Raw genomic sequence first — 19538 nt, 5'->3', positions numbered from 1 at the left:
TGAGGGCGTTCAGCCCATGGAACGGGCTGGAATGGGCCATGGTCAATACTCCTCATGGGTCCGGTCGATGGAGGAGAAGGTGGTGTACTCAGGCAGCCACTGGAGCTCCACCGTCCGGGTCTCCCCGTGCCGGTTTTTGGCGATGATGCACTCGGCCAGGTTGTGGTTTTCTGATTCTTTCTCGTAGTAGTCCTCCCGGTAGAGGAACATGACGATATCGGCGTCCTGCTCGATGGCCCCCGATTCCCGCAGATCTGAGAGCATGGGCCGCTTATTGGTCCGGCTCTCGTTGGCACGGGAGAGCTGAGACAGGCACAGCACCGGCACGTTCAGTTCCTTGGCCATGATCTTCAGGGCCCGAGAGATGTCGGAGACGATCTGCTGCCGGTTGTCGCCGCTGCGCTCCTTTCCGCCGGCGGAGGTCATCAGCTGGAGGTAGTCGATGACCACCAGCCCCAGGTCCTCCACCCGGCGGCATTTGGCGTTGATATCGGCCACCGACACCGTAGAGTCGTCGTCGATGAGGATCTTAGTGCGGTTCAGGGCGTCGGCGGCGGCGGCCACTTTCTCCCAGTCGCTCTCATTGAGCTTTCCGGTCACCAGCTTTTTGTTGTCCACAAAGGATTCGTTGGAGATCAGGCGCAGCACCAGCTGCTCCCGGCTCATCTCCAGGGAGAAAAAGGCCACGCTCTTCCCGGAGAACTTGCCCGCGTGGAGCAGGATGTTCAGCGCCATGGAGGTCTTTCCCATGCCGGGCCGGGCGGCCAGCAGGATCAGGTCGGACTTGTTCAGGCCGGAGATGGCCAGATCCAGGTCCCCCAGTCCGGTGGACAGGCCGGGCACCGCCGCGTCGCTGGCGGCCAGCTCATTGAGCCGGTCATACACATCCAGTAGCACTGCAGAGATGGGTGTCAGTCCCCGGGCGGCCCGCCCCTGCCGGATGGCGTAGATCCGCTGCTCCGCCGCCTCCAGCACGTCCTGGCCGCTGTCTGTGCCCTGCTGGACCATAGCGGTCATGTCCCCCGCCGTCTCGGCGATGCGCCGCAGCAGGGTCTTGTCCTTGATGATGGCCACGTACTCCCCCACGTTGGCCGCAGTGGGCGTGGTGTCCATCAGCTGGAGGATGTAGTTGCGGGAGACATTCTCGTCGTAGACCCCGTTTTTCCGCATGTTCTCCAGCACCGTCACCGGGTCGATGGTGAGGGAGAAGTTGAACATGGAGTAAATGGTCTCGTAGATCTCCCGGTTCTGCCGGATATAGAAGTCCTCCGGCCGGAGCTGCTCGATCACATCCGGGACACAGCGGGGGTCGATGAGCATGGAGCCCAGCACGGCCTGCTCCGCCTCCACAGAATGGGGGAGCTGCTTAAGGAGCAGCTCTTCCTCTTCCAGCGCCATATGAGACCACCTGCCTTCCAAATCAGGAATTCAAAATCGAGAGTTCGGGATTTTGGTGCCCGGAACCGCCGGGCGGTGGGAGTGCCGCGCATCAACGCTCTGCACAGCGCCCCTCTCCTCACCCCTCACCGTCCTTCTCAGGCCTCCGCCACCATGACGTTTACCGTGCCGACCACCTCATAGCCCAGCTTGGCGCGGATCTGATAGCCGCCGCAGGCCTTGATGGGTTCGTCCAGAACCAGCTTGGTCTTGGCGATCTCCACCTGGTGCTGCTCGGCCAGGGCCTCGGAGATCTCCTTGGCCGTCACAGCGCCGAAGAGGCGCCCGCCCTCGCCGGCCTTGGCGGTGATCTTCACCATCAGTCCCTCCAACTGCTTGGCGGTGGCCTCGGCCTGCGCCTTCTCGGCGGCCTCCTGGGCCTTGCGTGCCTTCTCCTGCTGCTTCATGGTGTTGATATTGTCCGCCGTGGCAGAGACGGCCAGCTTCCGGGGCAGAAGGAAGTTGCGGGCGTATCCGTCGGAGACCTCCACCATCTGGCCCTTCTTGCCCTGGCCCTTGACATCCTGCTGTAAAATCACTTTCATGTTGTGTTCCTCCAAATACTATCAGTAATAATTTTAGGAAATATCTTATTTGGGAATGAGCGGCTCCCTCAGGAGTCCTCCTCCAGATAGCGGTCGATGGCCTGTGTCAGCTCCACGGCCACCTGTTCCAGCGTCTTGCCCGCCACCTGTCCGCCGGCGGCGGCGGCGTTGCCTCCGCCCCCCAGCTGCTCCAGGATGACCTGGACGTTGGTGTCTCCCATGGAGCGGCCTGAGATGATGATCTGCTCCCCGTCGGGAAAGAGCACAAAGGAGGTGCTGATCCCCACGATGTTCAGCAGCTCGTCCGCCGCCTGGGCCGCTGTCACCCGGCCCACCGTGTGGTCCACCACGGCAATGGCGATGTGGTCCCGGTACAGCTTCGCATTCTGGATGATATCGTATTTGGCGATGGTGCCGGACAGGTCGTTCTGGAACAGCCGCTTCACCTCCCCGGTGTCGGCGCCGGAGCGGCGCAGGAAAGCTGCCGCCTCAAAGGTGCGGCCGCCGGTGCGCATGGTGAAGTTCTTGGTATCCAGCACGATGCCCGCCAGCAGGGCTTCCGCCTCTGTGCGGAGCAGGTCGGTGGGCTCTGCGATGTACTGGAGCAGCTCGGTGACCAGCTCACAGGCGGAGGAGGCGTAGGGCTCGTGGTAGTTCAGCGCCGCTCCCTCGATATAGGTGGCCGCCCGCCGGTGGTGGTCGATGACCGCCACCCGGTTGCAGGACTCCAGCAGCTCCTGGGCTTGGACCTGCTCCGGGCGGTTGGTGTCCACCACCACCACCAGGGAGCGGCTGTCCGCCGCCACCAGGGCCTCCTGGGCACTGAGGAAATTCCCCCGGTACTCGGGCAGCTGGTCCAGCTTATCCAGGATGGGCTTGGAGGGATTGGTCCCCCCCTCCCGGATGATGTAGGCGGGGACTCCTTTTTTCCGGGCGATGGCGCACACGCCCACCGCGGCGCCGGTGGCGTCCATGTCGGGCATCTTGTGGCCCATGATGAACAGTTTGGAGGAGTCGGACACCAGGGCGGACAGGGCGTTTGCCATCACCCGGCTCTTCACCTTTGTGCGCTTCTCCGTCTCGGTGGAGTGGCCTCCATAAAACTCAAAGGTGAACTTGTTGCGGATGACCGCCTGGTCTCCCCCCCGGGAGAGGGCCATCTCAATGGACAGGTTGGCGTACTGCATCAGCTCCTGGAAGCTGCCGCCGTCCTTGCCGATGCCGATGGACAGGGTCGCCGCCAGGCCGCTGGAATTGACCACCTGGTGGATGGTGTCCAGGATGTCGAACTTCTGGTCCACAAACCGGGACAGGTACTGCTCCTCGAACAGGAGCAGGTAACGGTCCCGCTCCATTCTGCGGAGCATGCCCCCGGTGCCCGCCACCCAGGCATCCAGCCGGGCGTTGACCTCGGCGTAGATGGTGGATCGCTGGTTCTCCGTCTGGTTCTTCATCAGGTCCTCATAGTTGTCCAGCAGCAGCACCGCCATCACCGGGCGGCTCCCCCGGAACTGGTCCCGCACCTGGCAGAACTCGGTCACGTCCACCCAGTAGGTGGTGGCCAGGAAGCCCCCCTCCCGGCCCGAGGCCCGGACCAGGTGTCCGTACACCAGAAAGCGGCGGGGACCGAAGGTGACCTCGGTGGGACACTCGTTTTTCCCCTCCATGAGCCAGCGGGTATCAAAATCCGGGATCACGCTGCTCAGCTTGGCGTCGAACAGGTGCTCCTTCTCCCCTGCCAGATGGAGAAAACGGTCATTGGTCCAGATGATGTCGTCGCTCTCCGGGCGGAAGATCACCATGGGCAGGGGGGAGTTTACCATGGTGTCCTTGGTGGCCACATCCATGTTCCCGGTGACGTTCTCGATGTACTTGGCTATCTCCCGCCGCCGCCGGCGGCTGTTCTCCCGGTAATACAGTCCCAGCAGGACCACCACCACGGCCTCCGCCGCCGCCAGATACAGGCTGAAAAAGGCAGACGCCGCGGCAAACAGGATCAGACAGACGAAATAGAGCTGAAAGCTTGGCTGAAGCATCTGCGTCATTTTTCGGTTCAAGATCCGTTCCTCCTCTTCGGGGCGGCCGTTCCTCCCCCTCCCGGGGGCGGGACCTCCTATCACAACAAAAAGGTCCGCCCGTCAGCAGGACCTTCTTCACGCCCCATTCCCGCGCCGTGCCGCCGTATCAGCGCGGTGATTGGTGATATTATATCAAACCCCCAGGGGAAAAACAATAGCAAACCGTCCAGGCGGGGCCATTCTCTGGGGAAATGGCGGAATTCTTTCCCTAAAAAGTTGGGCCGGCCCCACTTTTCCCACGATTACCCGTTGCGTCTGGAAAAAAAGGCTGATATAATATGGAAATACCAGAAAAGCCGTCCTCCAAACCAGGACCGCTCGATTTGAGTTTACTTTAGGAGGAAACCAAGATGCAAGAGATCAAGATCACCCGCGCCGAGCAGCGGAAGGAGAAGCCTGACTCCTCCAAGCTGGTCTTCGGCAAGTATATGACCGACCACATGTTTGTGGTGGACTATGACGAGGGTCAGGGCTGGCATGACGCCCGCATCGTCCCCTATGCCCCCCTCCAGATCGACCCAGCCGCCAAGGTCCTCCATTACGCCCAGGAGATCTTCGAGGGCCTGAAAGCCTACCGCACCGCAGACGGCTCCATCCAGCTGTTCCGCCCCATGGACAACGTGCGTCGGCTGAACCTGTCCTGCGAGCGCATTGCCCTGCCCGAGGTGCCTGAAGACCTGGCCCTGGCCGGTATCACTGAGCTGGTCAAGCTGGATCAGAAGTGGGTCCCCTATGAGAAGGACACCTCCCTGTATATCCGTCCCTTTGTCATTGGTCTGGACCCCACCCTGGGCGTCCACACCTCCCACCACTGCCAGTATATCGTCATCGTCTGCCCTGTGGGCGCCTACTACCCGGAGGGACTGGCCCCCACCAAGATCTATATCGAGGACCAGGACGTCCGCGCCGTTCGGGGCGGCACCGGCATGGCCAAGACCGGCGGCAACTACGCCGCCTCCCTGCGGGCGGGCAACCGCGCCGAGCAGAAGGGTTACACCCAGGTCCTGTGGCTGGACGGCGTCCACCGCAAATATATTGAGGAAGTAGGCGCTATGAACGTCATGTTCAAGGTGAACGGCAAGATCCTCACCCCCGACCTGAACGGTTCCGTGCTGGACGGCATCACCCGCCGCTCCTGCATCCAGCTGCTGAAGGACTGGGGCTATGAGGTGGAGGAGCGCCGCATCTCCGCCGAGGAGCTCTTCCAGGCCGCCAAGGACGGAACCCTGGAGGAGGCCTGGGGCACCGGCACCGCTGCTGTGGTCTCCCCCATCGGCGAGCTGGCCGAGGGGGACGAGAAGGCCATCATCAACCACAATGAGATCGGCCCTGTCACCCAGAAGCTGTACGACACCCTCACCGGCATTCAGTGGGGCCGCGTTCCCGATCCCCACGGCTGGATCATGAAGCTGTAAGCAGATTTTTTAAACTCAAGGGCCGCCCCACCGGGGCGGCCCTTGAGCCTTTTTTCTGACGCCGGCTCCGCCGGACTATTTTTATAGTTTCATGGGGGGATAGAACTGCACCGAGGTCACCGGGTCCAGTCCCACCTTCTCCGCCTTCATGGTGTACTCCTCCGCGCTGCCGGTGGTGAAGATATCCAGCCGTCCGGGCTGAGGACCGTCGTTCACCAAGCCGTCCCGCTCCAGATAGGCCAACACGTCCTTGGCCATCTGCTCCGCCGGGTCCAGCAGCCGCAGGCCCGGGAAGAGCCTGTGGATATTTTCCTCTACCAAGGGATAGTGGGTGCAGCCCAGCACACAGCATTCGATCTGCTCGTCCCGGACCAGTCCCTCCAGGTTCTTCTGCACATCTGCATCGATCAGCGCCTGTCCCTCCGGCCTGCCCACGTTTCGCTCCACCACGTTGGCCAGGTCAGGGCAGCCATGGCTGATGACCACCTTGTCCGGCGCTGCCTTGCCGATCAGATCCGGGTAGCAGTGAGTGGAGGCAGTGAAGCAGGTGGAGATGACTCCTACCTTATGGACATCCAAGTCCTTTACCGCGTCCGCACCCGCCTGGACTACGCTGAGCACCGGGCAGCTCATCTCATCCCGGTACTGATCAATGAGGCAGGAAATGGTGTTGCAGGCCACCAGCAGGGCCTTGACCCCCTTTTCTTCCATGAAGCGCAGCATGTAGCGGGTCATAGTGAGGATCTCCTCCGCGGTGTGGTTGCCATAGGGCGTGTTGGCCCCGTCCCCCAGATAGACCAGATTCTCCCGCGGGAGCAGCTTCTGCACCTTCCGGGCCACACTGAAGCCGCCGATCCCCGAATCGATGATCCCAATGGGGCTTTCTTTGCTGAACATGATGATCTCCTTCTTTCTTTGTTGTCCCGCTCCGGCCCTTCCGGCCGGGCATGTCAGTGGTCTCGTTCTACTGCTCCGTCCGCTCTGTCTCTTCGGCGCCTGCCGCAGCCAGGCTCCCGTCCAAGGTGTTCAGCTCATATATCTCGGTGTCGGTGGTGATGTGCCAGACCGGGATCAGCGAGATGGGACCCCCCAGGGCGTTGGAGAGGGTATAGGCGATCTCGATCTCCCGGACCTCACTGCAGATGTCCATCCGCTCGCTCAGGCCCGCATAAAAGCGCATCAGCGCCGTCATCGCCGTGATGGGCGTACCTGCTGTGGTCTGGGGCGTCCCGGTGAGACGCCGGCCCTCCTCGATCCGCTTCAGCTCGCCCCCCTCGTAGACCAAGGTCGCCCGGCAGGGCAGCACCGGCACGCCGTTCCACAGCTGCCGCAGGGTGACGCTCCCGTCCTGGGCGTTGCCCGCGCTGCTCACCACCTCCCCCTGGAAGTGGAGCAGCTCCATGGTCTCCAGAGCATGCTCCGCCATCTCCGCCCCCTCTGGGACCGGGAAGGCGCCGCTCTGAAAGTCGGCCCAGAACTCCCCGCTGCTGTGGCACTGGAGCAGCCCCCGCTCCCCCTCATAGACATAGACCTCGCCGCTGCGTTCCTCCCGGGTCAGGCCATCCCCCAGCAGCGCTGCTGCCAGGGTCTGCTCTTCCTCCAGGTCCCGTTCCATGCCCATGGGCGGCAGCTCCGCAGACCTGGGCACGATGCGCTCGTCCACCTGGATGCCCCGCTCCGCCAGGAAGGAGACGGCCTGCTCCAGCGCCTTGTCCTGGAGCTGCCAGTCCCGGATCTCCCGCCAGCCCACAAAGGCCAGCAGGCACAGGTTGGTCACCAGCAGCATCAGGATGATGATATTTTTGATCTTGGGCCAGGCCACGGCTCTCCCTCCCCTCCGGTCTCTCTCACCGGGCGATCCAGCCGGCGGTGACCGTTCCGCCGCCGCTGTCCTGATATCCCAACAGCAGCTCCCGGCCCTCCAGCCCCGCCGCCTCCATGGCGGCCATGGCCTGGAGCCGGGGCAGCACCAGCCCGCTCTCCGCCGTCTCCTCATAGCTTCTGGCCTGGAGGGTGATCTCCGCGATCTGTCCGTTCTGCACCAGGAACCGGGCCGCGCATCCCTCCTCGTACACCTGGACTGCCGCGCCGTCCAGACAGTAGCCGAACTCCACCGCCCAGCCCCCCGTGATCCGCTCCACATGGGTGAGCACCAGCCGGGCGGCCCCGCACTGGGTGCCCAGTGTCTCGGAGACCAGCACCCGGCAGGCCTCTACCGCTTCATAGCACCCCGTTCCGCCGGTGTCCGAGGCCACCGGATAACGGGATATCTCCCCCTCCGTAGTATGGTAGCGCACCGTGCCCTGGGCAGATACCCGCAGGGTGTCATACCCGTTGCGCACCACCAACTCTCCGTCGGTCCCCTGATAGGTGTAGCTGCTGCTGGCCGGGAAGTCCAGTGCCTCCAGCAGGCTGTTGAGGCCCTCCTCCCGGCTGAGGGGGTTGTAGGCCTGATAGACCGCCGGCTGGGGTGTGCCCGGCATCAGCAGGGTGTAGGGAGACAGGAGGCTGTACCCCTCCTTCTCAAAGGCAAAACAGGCGCCGTTGTCCGACAGGCCGGAGACAGCGGACTCCAGCCGGCTGACGCTGATCACGTCCACCGGGCCGGCGTAAAACTGCCCGCTCTCCTCATCCTGGTAGTAGAGGAACACCTGTCCCCGGGAGGCGGCCAGTGCCAGCCGGCGCACGAACACCTCCCCCCCTGTGCTCTCCCCGGTGAGCCAGCCCGTCAGCACCGACAGGGGGACCCCCTCCATCAGGTCGAAGTACAGGCTGGGCGGGGAGGTCAGGGCGGTGCGCCACTCCCACTGGCTGACGGGGCTCATCTCTCCCCCGTCGCTCAGCGCCTCCACCAGCAGATTGGCCACCTGCTGGAATAGGGCGTCGGTGCTCTGCTGGTCATACTGTGCCCCATAGCGGATGGTGGTCTCTCCGCTCCTGCCCACTGCCGCCATCCGTACCGGGCGGACCATCTCCATCTGGCCGGGGGCCTGGGTCTGGCCCTGCCCCTCCTGGGGCGTGTCCGCCAGCAGATCTCCCAAGCTCCCGGTGCGCTGGACCCTGGTAGTCAGCCACACCGCTGAGCAGGCCAGCAGGACGATCAGCACGTCCTTGCCCAGCTCCAGCAGGCGGGCGTGCTTGCTCTTTCTATTCATGGTCCGGCCCCTCTATCTTCAGCTCCATCCGCACCGCCAGTCCCGGGCCCTCCTTGTCGGCCAGCTCCAGCACGCCCTGGTGCCGGTCGATGATCTCCTTGGCGATGGACAGGCCCAGTCCGGTCCCGCCCGACTGGCGGGACCGGGCCTTGTCCACCCGATAAAACCGCTCGAAGATGCGGGGCCGGTCCTCCGGCGGGATGCCGATGCCGTTGTCATCCACCAACATCCACACCCGGTCCCCCCGCCGTCCGGCGGAGATGACGATGCGCCCTCCGTCCGGCGTGTACTTGATGGAGTTGGACACGATGTTCATCATCACTTGGACCACTCGCTCCCGGTCGGCCACGATCTCGGGCAGCTCCGGCTCGATTTTCAGCTCAAGGGCATGGCTGTGGCGCTGGGCCTCCATATAGACCGCGTTATACAGGTCATGGAGCACCGCAGAAAAGGAGAACTGGGTCAGCTTCAAATCGGTGCGCCCCGAGTCGAACCGGGACAGGGTGAGCAGGTCCTGCACGATGTGGGTCATGCGGTCGCTCTCGTTGAGGATGACTCCCAGGAACTTCTTCTCCATGGCTGGGGGCAGGTCTCCGGCGCTGTCCACCAGCGTTTCGGCATAGCTGCGGATGTTGGTGAGGGGGGTGCGCAGCTCGTGGGACACGTTGGCCACGAACTCCCGGCGCATCTCCTCGTTCTTCCGCTGCTCGGTGACGTCGTGGATGACCACCAGTACGCCCCCCTGCCGGTCCCGGTCGAAGGGAGCCATCAGCAGCTGGAGGAATCGCTCCTCAACCGTCTGCTCCTCCTGGAGGTAGTCGGGCACCGCCAGCACCCGCTCCAGAGAGACCAGGCCGCCGAACAGCTCCCCGAAGGTGGTGTCCGTCCCGATGGGCCGGTGGAGCATCTCCTCCGCGGAGGGATTGAAGTGGATGACCTCTCCAGTCCGGGAGAAGGCCACCACGCCGTCCGTCATGTGGAGAAAGAGGGTGTTGAGCTTGTTGCGCTCGTTCTCCACCTGGCGGATGGTGTCCTGGAGCTGACCCGCCATATCGTTGAAGGTGTCGGTGAGCACGCCGATCTCGTCCCGGGAGGCCACCTCGATCTTATGGGCGAAGTCCCCCTCTGCCACCCGCATGGCTCCCTCCGTCAGCCGCTGGATGGGAGTGATCATGGTCTTGGAGAGGAGGAAGGACAGCAGCACTGAGATCACCAGACCGAACAGCAGCGCCTCCATGATCAGCAGGAAGAGCTGGTTGTTCAGGTTGGACACGGTGGCCTTGTTGTCCAGGATATAGATGATATAGTCGCTGCCGCCCCGCTGGATGGGGATGGCCACATCCATGTAATCGGCGGCCGCGTTGCTCTCGTCTCCCACCTGGCCGGACTCGATAGCCGTCATCAGGTTCCCGGTGTAGGACAAGCCGGAGGCGCCGCTCTCACCGTTGGAGCTGGCCAGCACTGAGGTCCCCTCCCCGTCCAGGATGTAGAAATTGCGGTTGCGGGTATCCACGCCCAGCTGGCCGGCATAGGCATTCAGCACCGTCTTCAGCGCCCCTGCCCCGTCGGTCTCCCCATCCGCAGCGGTGCGCAGGTCGGAGACGATCTCCTGGTCTCCGAACACTGTGCTCATCTGGCTGTAAAAGTCCTGGATGTAAAAGGCCACCACAGAGTTGATGAGGAAAGCCCCCACCACCGTCATCAGCGACAGGATGAGCAGCACCATCAGCATCACCAGCTTCATGTGCAGGCTGCGCAGCATCGGGGCACCTCCTCTCTTCTCTCTCCGTCCCTCTGTCTCAGGGGGGCGGGCTCTGTTCCATCCGCCTGCCGGTCACAGGCACCACACCTCGGCGCCCTGGGAGATAGCCTCTGCGGCACCCTGGGCGGTCTCCGGCTCAGCCGCCGAAGTAGTACCCCATCCCCCGCTTTGTCACTACGAATTTAGGACTGGCGGGGTCAGTTTCCCGCAGGACTCGTCCTGCGGGAGCCCTTTTCTTTTTTCTGATCTCCAGACGAATGGATCGTCCCGGAGAGGACCCTCCGCTCCCGCTCCGGGTCCGCGCCGGACCACCGGCGTCCCCCCTGCGGCGGGTCCCCGAGGACGTCCCCGCCCTCGGCCCCTCCGGCTCAGCCGCCGAAGTAGTACCCCATCCCCCGCTTTGTCACCACGAATTTAGGACTGGCGGGGTCGTCCTCGATCTTCTCTCTCAGGCGGCGGACGGCCACGTCCACCGCCCGCACATCGCCCACATAGCCTTCATAGTCCCACACATGCTCCATCAGGGCCTCCCGTGAAAACACCTTGCCCGGCTGGGCCGCCAGGAAACGGATCAGATCGTACTCCCGCTGAGACAGCTGAAGGGGCTGCCCGTCCTTGAGCACCGCCATCTGGTCCGTGTCCACTGTCACCCGGCCCAGCTCCATCCGGTTGGTGGAGGCTGCCGCCCCCTTCCCAGCGGGCACCATGCTCATACGGCGGATATTGGCTTTCACCCGGGCCAGCAGCTCCCGCATGGAGAATGGCTTTGTGATGTAGTCGTCCGCCCCCAGCTCCAGGCCCAGGACCTTGTCGGTCTCCTCCTCCCGGGCGGTGAGCATGATAATAGGGGTTGAGGAGCCGCTCTCCCGCACCTGGCGGCACACCTCGAAGCCGTCCATCCCGGGCAGCATCAGGTCCAGCAGGATCAGGTCCGGGTCCTGCTCCAGCGCCAGTTGGAGCCCAGTGGGGCCGTCGTAGGCCTCCAGGGTGTCATACCCCTCCCGGCTCAGGTTGAAGGACAAAATATCCACGATGTTCTGCTCATCCTCTACGATCAGGATGCTCTTTCCCACAGAAATCCCTCCTTGTCGTCCATATCAGCGGCCCAGCAGAGTCTTGACCTTCAGCACGGTGGCCACTGTCTTCGCGTCTGTGATCTCCCCGGACATGACCTGCTCCACCAATGTGTCAAAGGGCATGGTCACCACATCCAGAAACTCGTCCTCGTCCAAGTGCTGCCGGGCGCGGGTCAGGTCCCGCGCCAGATACATGTGCAGCGCCTCGTCGCAGAATCCAGGTGAGGCATAGATATGGCCCAGATAGGTCAGTTCCCCCGCCTCCAGGCCGGTCTCCTCGCTCAGCTCCCGAAGGGCGGCGGGGCGGTGGTCCTCCCCCGGGTCCAGCTTGCCGGCGGGCAGCTCCAGCAGCAGACCGTGGAGCGGATAGCGGTACTGCCGCACCAGCGCCACGTTGTCCGCCTCATCCAATGCCAAAATGGCCACGCCCCCTGGGTGGAGCACCACCTCCCGCTGGGCGGTCCCCCCGTCCGGCAGGCCGGCGGTATCCAGCAGGACCGTGATGATCCGGCCCTGGAACATCGTTTTGCTTTCAATGGTGCGCTCTGTCAGGTCCATCTTCCGCTCCCTCCCCGGCGCGTCCCATTTGGGGCGGCCTGCTTCAAATTCAGGGCCATTATACCACGCTTTTCCCCGTTTGCCAACTAAAAGCGGTCAGCCGGAAAAAAGCCCCGGCCGCCTGACGGCCGGGGCCCGCCGGTGGCAGGCGCCACCGGCTACCGGTCCCGCCTCCCTCTCGGCCAGAGCAGCAGCTCCGCCCCGAAGAGGACGGTCACCGCTCCCGCCAGGAGCCAGCTGTACCAGTCCGGTTCCATGTGGGGGAGCACCCCCGCGGCGCACAGGGCCAGAAAGCCCCACCACACCGCCAGCATCACAGCGGCGGCCGCCAGCTCCTCCTTCTCTGCCTGCCACCAGGGCGCTCCGGCGGGGATCGCCTGGCCGCGTCCCCGGCTCTCCCACCACGTCTTCCCCCACAGGATGGCCAGTTCCGCGGTCAACAGGCCCAGCCCTACCCAGAGGATCCCGGGCACCTCCCGGTCTGGGAGGATGCCCCAGGCGCACAGGACCAGCAGTAGCCAGCCCCCGCCGAGCCACAGTCCCACTCGGATCAGGCCGTGCCGGGTAATCTCCTTCTGTCTCTTCTCCTGCTCCATGGGGCTCCTCCCTCTTCTGTCTAGCGGCCTTCTCCGGCCTGGCTCTGGGCGTCCTGGCGGATCAGCAGCTTCAGCGCCTCCACCCCTACGTCGATGGCCAGCGCGGTGTCGTGGGACTCCTGCTGGTCCAGCCCCGCCTGCTCCCGCTCCTGGTTCCAGATCACGTGGAACACAGAGCCGCACCGCACTCCCCGGGCCGCTGCCACGGTGAACAGAGCCGCAGACTCCATCTCTGAGGCCAGCACCCCCAGCCGCTTCCATGCCTCCCACTTCGCCTCCAGCTCCCCAGATACCGGCATCCGGGCGGGGTCGTGCTGTCCGTAAAAGGAGTCCTTGCACTGGACCACCCCCGCGTGCCAGGGCTTCCCCAGCGCCTGGCAGGCCCGCACCAGCGCGCCGGCCACCTGGAAATCAGGGACAGCGGGGTACTCGATAGGGGCGTACTCCCGGCTGGTCCCCTCCATTCGCACCGCGCCGGTGGCCACCACCACGTCTCCGCTGCGGACATCCAGGCGGATGCCGCCGCAGGTACCCACCCGGACAAAGGTGTGGGTCCCCAGGTTGGCCAGCTCCTCCATGGCAATGGCGGCGGAGGGGCCGCCGATGCCGGTGGAGACCACGCTCACCTTCTCCCCCAGCAGGGAGCCGGTCCAGGTCTCAAACTCCCGATTGGTGCGCACATGGACCGCCCCCTCCAGCCGCTGGGCAATGGAGCGGCATCTGCCCGGATCACCCGGCAGGACACAGTAGCCCCCCACATTCCCCGGACCGCACTGGATATGAAATTGTAGTGCTCTCTCCTGCATGATCTGGCCTTCCTTTCCCCGCCTCAGGCGGACCTCCGTTTTTCTTTCTATATTATATCGGTTCCACCCCACAGACGCAAGCGTCCATCCGCCGGTTTTCTTTTGCCGCCTGTACCCCTTGCAGGGGAATGGCTCACCCCTCTGCGGAAAAAGGCACTCCGTCCGAAAACAGGGATGGCTCCTGGCGCCCCTGCGGTGCCAGCTCCACAGCAAAAGCCCCCGCCTGCTCTGGGGCAGGCGGGGGCCGCGGGCTTTTCCAGCATCCGGCCGGTGCTTCAAAATACCAGGTCTCTCCCGGAAGTCAGTGCTTTTTGAAATAGTCGTTGGTGCTGCGAATGATCACATTGGACAGCAGCAGCAGGCCAATGAGGTTAGGGATGGCCATCATGCCGTTCAGGGTGTCGGAGATGTCCCACATCAGGGTGCCGTTTCCGGTGGCACCCACGATGCACACCAGAACAAAGACCACCTTAAAGATCCACACCACCGCTTTATTGTTGTTGGACAGATAGGCCCAGCACCGCTCACCGTAGTAGCTCCAGCCCAGGATGGTGGACAGGGCAAAGAAAAGCAGGCTGATCTGAATGATGGTCCCGCCGATAGTCCCGGGCAGGATGGCATTGAAGGCGGCCACCGCCGCCGCGCCGTTGGTGGCGTAGCTGTCCAGCCCCACGTCCAGCACACCGGATAGAATGACTGCCAGGGAGGTCAGCGTGCAGATGACGACGGTGTCGATGAACACCTCAAACACGCCCCACATCCCCTGCTCCACCGGCTCCTGGGTCTCGGAGGCCGCATGGGCCATGGGGGCGGAGCCAAGGCCTGCCTCGTTGGAGAATACGCCCCGGGCAAATCCTTGGCGCATAGCCACCATAATGGCATAGCCGAATACGCCGCCCCCCACCGCCTCAAAGCTGAAGGCGCTGGTGAAGATGGAGGCCAGGGCCGCCGGCACTTGGTCGATCCGCAGCAGGATCACCGCCAGCCCCGCCCCAATGTAAAAGATGGCCATGAAGGGCACCATGTAGGAGGTCACCCGGCCGATTCGCTGGACTCCGCCCAGCACCACAATGCCTACCACCACCGCCAGGAGCACGCCGGTGGTCAGGCCGCTCATCCCGAACAGCCCCTCCATCGCCCCGGCGATCTCGCTGCTCTGGGAGATGTTCCCAATCCCGAAGCAGGCGAAGCCCGCCACCAGTGAAAACAGCACCGCCAGCCACTTCATGCCCAGGCCCTTTTCGATGTAATACATGGGCCCGCCGTAGTGGACCCCGTTCTCGTCAACCTGCCGGTACTTCAGGGCCAGTACGATCTCCGCAAATTTGGTGAACATCCCAAAGAAAGCCGCGAACCACATCCAGAACACCGCCCCCGGCCCTCCGGCGAAGATAGCCCCGGTGACACCGGCGATGTTGCCAGTGCCCACGGTGCCAGCCAGAGCAGTGGTCACTGCCTGAAAGGGGGTGAGGTTCTTGGCATCCTTGTCCCGCTTCTCCCGCCTGCGAAACAGTGAGCCCACCGTATTGCGCATGATATACCCAAATTTTGCGGCCTGGATGCACCCGGTGCGGGCGGTGAGGTAGACGCCCGTGCCCACCAGGAGCAGCAGCATCACCGGCCCCCACACGAAGTTGTTGACGGCCGAGTTGATCTTGGTGATGATTTCAATCATAATTCCCCTTCCTTTCCTGTTTCTGGGAGCGTCCGGCCCGGCCAAGATAAAAAAAGAGCGCGGTCCGAGGCAGCCGCGCTCTATTGATCTCCGGAACTCTCCCCGCGGGGCCTCCCATCCTTCTCCGCCCCGCTCTTTTGAAAGGAATTATAAGGGTTCCCGCCCCAAAATGCAAGAAAAATTTTTTATCCTTCATTTTTTCTGTCCAGGGCAGAACTCTGCCGCTCCCTTACAGCAGGACGAAGGTCACGCCGTTATTGTGCCGCTCCAGGTCCCGGTCCCTCCGCAGGGTGGGACAGCGCTGAAAGGCGGCCAGGGTGTCGGAGTCAAAGATGGAGAAGGACTCTCCGGGGATGTAGCCCCAGATCTCTCCCCCCTCCTTCATCCGATTCAGGCGCCGCCTGGCTTCCACCCGGATGCGCCCTCCCGCGCCGGAGGAGCCGTAGCCGTGGATAAGCTTCACCGCGGAGCACCCCAGGCCGGGGCTGCGGCGCAGCTCAAAGAGCATCTGACGGATAGCCTGCTCGGCCCGGGGCATGCCCCGCTCCAGGTCCACCTCCCGCAGGTCATTCATCCAAGTCCCGCCCCCTTGTCTCGATGATGTCCCCATTCAGATCCCGCTCCAGGTCCCGCACCATCCGGCTCAGCCGGTGGATGATCCACAGGTCGCTGAGCCCGTCGTAGATCAGCACCAGGCCGATCAGGGTCACCAGGGCGGCGAAGGTGCCGAAGGGGTTGATGAGGATCAGCGCCCCCAGGGCCAGGGTCAGGGCGGAGAGGGCCAGGTCCAGCCACCACCGAGCCGCTCCCTGGCGCATCAGGGAGACCGAGCTCTGGACATCCAGCACGCCGTGGAAGATGACCACAGCGCCGAACACATACTGCACCAGGGCGATCACCGAGTCGGAGCTGGTCATCAGCCAGATCCCCAGGCCGGAGAGCACCACGCCGGGGATCAGGGTGAAGGCCGATATGCCCCCCTCCCGCCTGCGGACCAGCCAGCCCAGGATATACACAAGGCCGCAGATCAGCAGGGCCGCCCCCAGCAGGGTGCACATCAGCCGCACAGACCGGTCGGGCCACACCACCAGCACCGCCCCCAGCACCATGGTGATCAAAGCCACGATGACGCTGCTGCGCCGCTGTTCCTGCAAGATGGTTTTCATAATAGTCAGGCACCTCTTTCTTTATTTTGCGCCCCCAGGGCTTCAGCCCTCCCGGCGGTAGATCAGCCGTCCATCCTTCCAGGTGGCCAGCACGGGGATGTCCCGCAGGCTCATGGGGTCCGCAGTGAGCGGGTCCCGCTCCAGCAACACCAGGTCCGCCCGCTTCCCCTCCCGCAGGCTGCCCTTCTCCCCCTCCTCAAAATACTGCCAGGCCGCCCGGATGGTCACTGCGGCCAGGGCTTCCACCACGGGGATCTTCTGCTCCGGCCCCAGCACCGCGCCGGAGCGGGTCAGCCGGTTCACTCCGCACCACACCGTCTCCAGCATGTCCGGCGGGAGCACCGGGGTGTCCTGGTGGAAGGTGAAGGGGATGTCCCGCTCCAGGGCCGCCCCGGCGGGGCTGATCCGGGCCGCCCGCTCCGCCCCAAAGTTTTTCACATGCACGTCTCCCCAGTGGTACACATGAGCCGCGAAGAAGGAGGGCACCACCCCCAGCTCCTTCACCTTGTCCAGCTGGTCCAGATCCAGCAGCTGGGCATGGATCATCACTGGCCGCTCCAGATGTGCCTCCCGTTCCCGCTCCAGCTGCTCCAGCACGGACAAGTACTGCCCTGCCGCCGCGTCGCCGTTGCAGTGTGCCAGCAGCTGCATCCCCTGGTCCAGGGCCAGGGCCATCCGGTCATACACCTGCCGGTCGGTGAGGACCGGGTAGCCCCGGTCCTGGGGTCCGCCTCCCAGATAGGGGGTGCGCATCCAGGCGGTGCGTCCCTGAGGCGAGCCGTCCAGAAATATCTTATACCCCCCCAGCTTGAAATGGCCGCTGTACGCCCGGATATGGCCGGAGAACGCCTCCGCCGCCTGTCCGTCGGCATCAGCGTAGCCCACCACGTCCAGCCAGAGCAGGTCCCGCTCCAGCAGCTGGCGGTAGAGGGGGATGAGCTGGTCCGGCATCATCCCCTCCTGTACTGTGGCCACGCCGTAGGAGGCATAGCTCCTCTGGGCCTTGTCATAAGCCGCCAGCAGGTCTTCTGTGTCTGGCAAGGGCACCCGCTTCTGGAGCTGCAGGAATGCGTTCTCCTCCATATATCCGGTGAGCTTCCCGTCAGGGCCCCTCTCCATCCTCCCGCCCGGCGGGCACGGGGTCTCCTCATTTACCCCCAGCCGCTCCAGTGCCAAGGTGTTAAAGACCCCCACGTGTCCTGAGCGGTGCTGGATCATCACCGGATGGCCCGGACAGGCCGCGTCCAGCAGCTGGCGGGCGGGATGCCTCCCCTCCGCCAGCTCATTGTGGTCGTAGCCCTCTCCCCGGACCCATTCTCCCGGGGCCAGGCTCTCTCTTGCCGCGAAGGCGGACAGCCGCCGCCCCAGATCCTCCCAGCTGGCGCACTCCCCCAGGCCGGCCTGGAGGAAGGTGTTGGCATAGGCGGTCAGGTGGCTGTGGGCGTCCACAAAGGCAGGGAGCAGGGCCCGCCCCTTCAGGTCCACCCGGCGCACAGTCCCTTCCGCTCGTTCCTCCGCGCCGTGCAGACTGCCGGCGTAGAGGATCCGCTCCCCCTCTGTCAGCAGCGCCTGGACATAGAGCTCCCGCTCCATCGTGACGATAGGCCCTCCAAAATACAGTGTCTGAGACATAAATGACCTCCCTGAGCCGCCCCGGGCGGCACGCTGTGCTACCTCTAGTATGGCGGTCCGGCTGCTTTTTATGGGGCATCCGGGTCCCGCGCCCCGCTTTTCCTTTCTTCGTTTTTTATTGTATCACACCCCTCCCCGGAGAACAAGCGGATGGGCCGTATTTCTCACCGCCCGACAGTCTCCCGTTAATGCGTTTCTCTGGGCCTGTCCCCTTTCTGCAATTTTTTCTGATCCATTTTGCATTTTGTATTGCTTTTTTCCGTCTGGCAAGGTATAATTCCTTTATATCCGCGCACAAGTGTTTTTGTTGCACAGACATTTCAGTGCGGTGAATCACTTGAATCCAACTGAAAAAAGGAGTATCGAAGATGAAAAAGTTTCTTGCCTGCGTGCTCTCCGCCTCTATGATGCTGGGCCTGCTGGCCGGCTGTGCCGGCGCCGGTTCCAGCAGCGGCAATGCCCCCGCTGGCAGCGGTGCCGCCGTCTCCACCCCGGCTGTCTCCGGGGACAATGTCCTCAAGATCGGCGTGTTCGAGCCCTCCACCGGCGATTCCGCCTCCGGCGGCAAGAAGGAGATGCTGGGCATGCAGTACGCCAACTCTGAGACCCCCACCGTCACTGTGGGCGGCCAGGAGTATCAGATCCAGCTGGTCTACGCCGACAACGGCTCCTCCACTGACAAGGCCCTGACCGCCGCCACCCAGCTGGTGAGCGAGGGCGTTTCTCTGGTGCTGGGCTCCTACGGCTCCGGCGTGTCCATCGCCGCCGGCCCCACCTTCGGCAACGCGGGGCTGCCTGCCATCGGCGTCACCTGCACCAACCCCATGGTCACCGCCGGCAATGACTACTATTTCCGCATCTGCTTCCTGGACCCCTTCCAGGGCACCGTCCTGGCCAACTTCGCCATGGAGAAGTTCCAGGCCAAGACCGCCTATCTGTTGGGCGAGGCGGGCAATGAGTATGACCAGGGCCTGATCAACTTCTTTGAGCAGGCCTTCACCGCCGCCGGCGGCAAAGTCATCAAGGACGCCTTCCCCACCAACAACTCCGACTTCAACTCCTATCTGAACAAGGCCAAGGCCGAGGGGGCCGACGTCATCTTCACCCCGGTCTCCATCGCCTACGCCACCCAGATCATTTCCCAGGCCGCCTCTCTGGGCATCGACATCCCCTTCCTGGGCTCCGACACCCTGGACGACAACATGGTGCTGGAGGCCGCCAAGGGCACCGACGTGCAGCTGTATGTGTCCACCTTCTATCAGGAGGGCGGCAACCCCGAGTTTGACGCGGGCATCAAGGAGTACATCAACACCGCCTCCGGCGCTCTGGAGGCCAACGGCGGAAACGACACCGTCGCCGCGGTGTCCGCCATGGGCTATGACGCATACTATGTGGCTCTGGAGGCCATCAAGGCCGCCGACTCCGTGGACCCCGCCGCCATCAAGGCCGCGCTGTGGGATGTGGAGCATGACGGTGTTTCCGGCCACATCGCCTTTGACGACGAAAACGGCGACGCCGTCCGTGACACCGCCTACATCAAGCACTCCACCAACGACGGCTCCTGGGAGCTGGAGACCCAGCAGACCGTTCAGTGAGCGCCGCTCTCTGACTGATACCGCTTTCCGGTACGGCGGGGG

The 19538-nt window shown here is 63.8% G+C and carries 17 protein-coding genes; 2 read left to right on the top strand and 15 right to left on the bottom strand.

All coding sequences use genetic code 11. From position 1 onward, the window contains the following. Nucleotides 1-42: 42 nt before the first annotated feature. The 3 genes from dnaB to BN1969_RS05985 form a co-directional block, all read right to left on the bottom strand. Nucleotides 43-1398 carry a replicative DNA helicase gene (gene dnaB / locus BN1969_RS05995; protein ID WP_050623472.1) on the bottom strand — a complete coding sequence of 452 codons (1356 nt, stop codon included), beginning with the start codon at nt 1396-1398 and terminating at the stop codon, nt 43-45. A 137-nt stretch (nt 1399-1535) separates the two neighbouring features. After that, complete coding sequence (gene rplI / locus BN1969_RS05990) at nt 1536-1982, bottom strand: 50S ribosomal protein L9 (protein WP_050623471.1); 447 nt, start codon at nt 1980-1982, stop codon at nt 1536-1538. Nucleotides 1983-2050: 68 nt separating this feature from the next. Further along, the gene (locus tag BN1969_RS05985) at nt 2051-4039 is read right to left on the bottom strand and encodes a DHH family phosphoesterase (protein ID WP_242850284.1); all 1989 of its coding nucleotides are present in this window, start codon (nt 4037-4039) and stop codon (nt 2051-2053) included. A 371-nt stretch (nt 4040-4410) separates the two neighbouring features. On the opposite strand from BN1969_RS05985, the gene BN1969_RS05980 reads away from it, so the two are divergent. Then, entirely contained in the window at nt 4411-5475 is a 1065-nt protein-coding gene (locus tag BN1969_RS05980) for a branched-chain amino acid aminotransferase (RefSeq protein WP_050623470.1), read from the top strand. A gap of 81 nt (nt 5476-5556) precedes the next feature. Here BN1969_RS05980 and murI read toward each other — a convergent pair whose 3' ends face one another. The 12 genes from murI to BN1969_RS05920 form a co-directional block, all read right to left on the bottom strand. Further along, nucleotides 5557-6372 (bottom strand): glutamate racemase, encoded by an 816-nt coding sequence (gene murI / locus BN1969_RS05975; RefSeq protein ID WP_050623469.1) that lies wholly within the window; start codon nt 6370-6372, stop codon nt 5557-5559. A 67-nt stretch (nt 6373-6439) separates the two neighbouring features. After that, nucleotides 6440-7297 carry a hypothetical protein gene (locus BN1969_RS05970; protein WP_050623468.1) on the bottom strand — a complete coding sequence of 286 codons (858 nt, stop codon included), beginning with the start codon at nt 7295-7297 and terminating at the stop codon, nt 6440-6442. A 25-nt stretch (nt 7298-7322) separates the two neighbouring features. Beyond that, nucleotides 7323-8630, bottom strand: coding sequence for a hypothetical protein (locus tag BN1969_RS05965; protein ID WP_050623467.1), 1308 nt, complete (start codon nt 8628-8630; stop codon nt 7323-7325). Continuing rightward, nucleotides 8623-10392: an ATP-binding protein gene (locus tag BN1969_RS05960; protein ID WP_050623466.1), complete on the bottom strand. Its 1770-nt coding sequence runs from the start codon at nt 10390-10392 to the stop codon at nt 8623-8625. Before BN1969_RS05960 ends, BN1969_RS05965 begins: the two co-directional genes overlap by 8 nt. A gap of 368 nt (nt 10393-10760) precedes the next feature. After that, nucleotides 10761-11465 carry a response regulator gene (locus BN1969_RS05955; protein WP_050623465.1) on the bottom strand — a complete coding sequence of 235 codons (705 nt, stop codon included), beginning with the start codon at nt 11463-11465 and terminating at the stop codon, nt 10761-10763. A 24-nt stretch (nt 11466-11489) separates the two neighbouring features. Further along, entirely contained in the window at nt 11490-12026 is a 537-nt protein-coding gene (locus tag BN1969_RS05950) for an NUDIX domain-containing protein (protein WP_050623464.1), read from the bottom strand. Between the two features lie 158 nt (nt 12027-12184). Next, nucleotides 12185-12622, bottom strand: coding sequence for a hypothetical protein (locus BN1969_RS17830; RefSeq protein WP_050623463.1), 438 nt, complete (start codon nt 12620-12622; stop codon nt 12185-12187). 20 nt (nt 12623-12642) lie between these two features. After that, complete coding sequence (gene udp, locus BN1969_RS05940; protein WP_050623462.1) at nt 12643-13428, bottom strand: uridine phosphorylase; 786 nt, start codon at nt 13426-13428, stop codon at nt 12643-12645. A gap of 301 nt (nt 13429-13729) precedes the next feature. After that, nucleotides 13730-15103 (bottom strand): alanine/glycine:cation symporter family protein, encoded by a 1374-nt coding sequence (locus BN1969_RS05935; RefSeq protein ID WP_050623461.1) that lies wholly within the window; start codon nt 15101-15103, stop codon nt 13730-13732. Between the two features lie 229 nt (nt 15104-15332). Next, the gene (locus BN1969_RS05930) at nt 15333-15677 is read right to left on the bottom strand and encodes a hypothetical protein (RefSeq protein ID WP_050623460.1); all 345 of its coding nucleotides are present in this window, start codon (nt 15675-15677) and stop codon (nt 15333-15335) included. Then, a complete protein-coding gene (locus BN1969_RS05925) occupies nt 15670-16269 on the bottom strand; it encodes an HdeD family acid-resistance protein (protein WP_050623459.1) in 600 nt (199 codons plus the stop codon). The genes BN1969_RS05930 and BN1969_RS05925 overlap by 8 nt, the downstream gene beginning before the upstream one ends. A gap of 42 nt (nt 16270-16311) precedes the next feature. Further along, entirely contained in the window at nt 16312-17901 is a 1590-nt protein-coding gene (locus BN1969_RS05920) for an amidohydrolase (RefSeq protein WP_050623458.1), read from the bottom strand. A gap of 368 nt (nt 17902-18269) precedes the next feature. Here BN1969_RS05920 and BN1969_RS05915 point away from each other — a divergent pair, with 368 nt between their 5' ends. Next, a complete protein-coding gene (locus tag BN1969_RS05915; protein ID WP_077138707.1) occupies nt 18270-19496 on the top strand; it encodes an ABC transporter substrate-binding protein in 1227 nt (408 codons plus the stop codon). Nucleotides 19497-19538: the final 42 nt, after the last annotated feature.

Origin of the sequence: Clostridium phoceensis (genome assembly GCF_001244495.1) — a bacterium.
Lineage (GTDB): Bacteria > Bacillota > Clostridia > Oscillospirales > Oscillospiraceae > Lawsonibacter > Lawsonibacter asaccharolyticus.
This window is presented reverse-complemented; position numbering and strand designations above follow the sequence as displayed.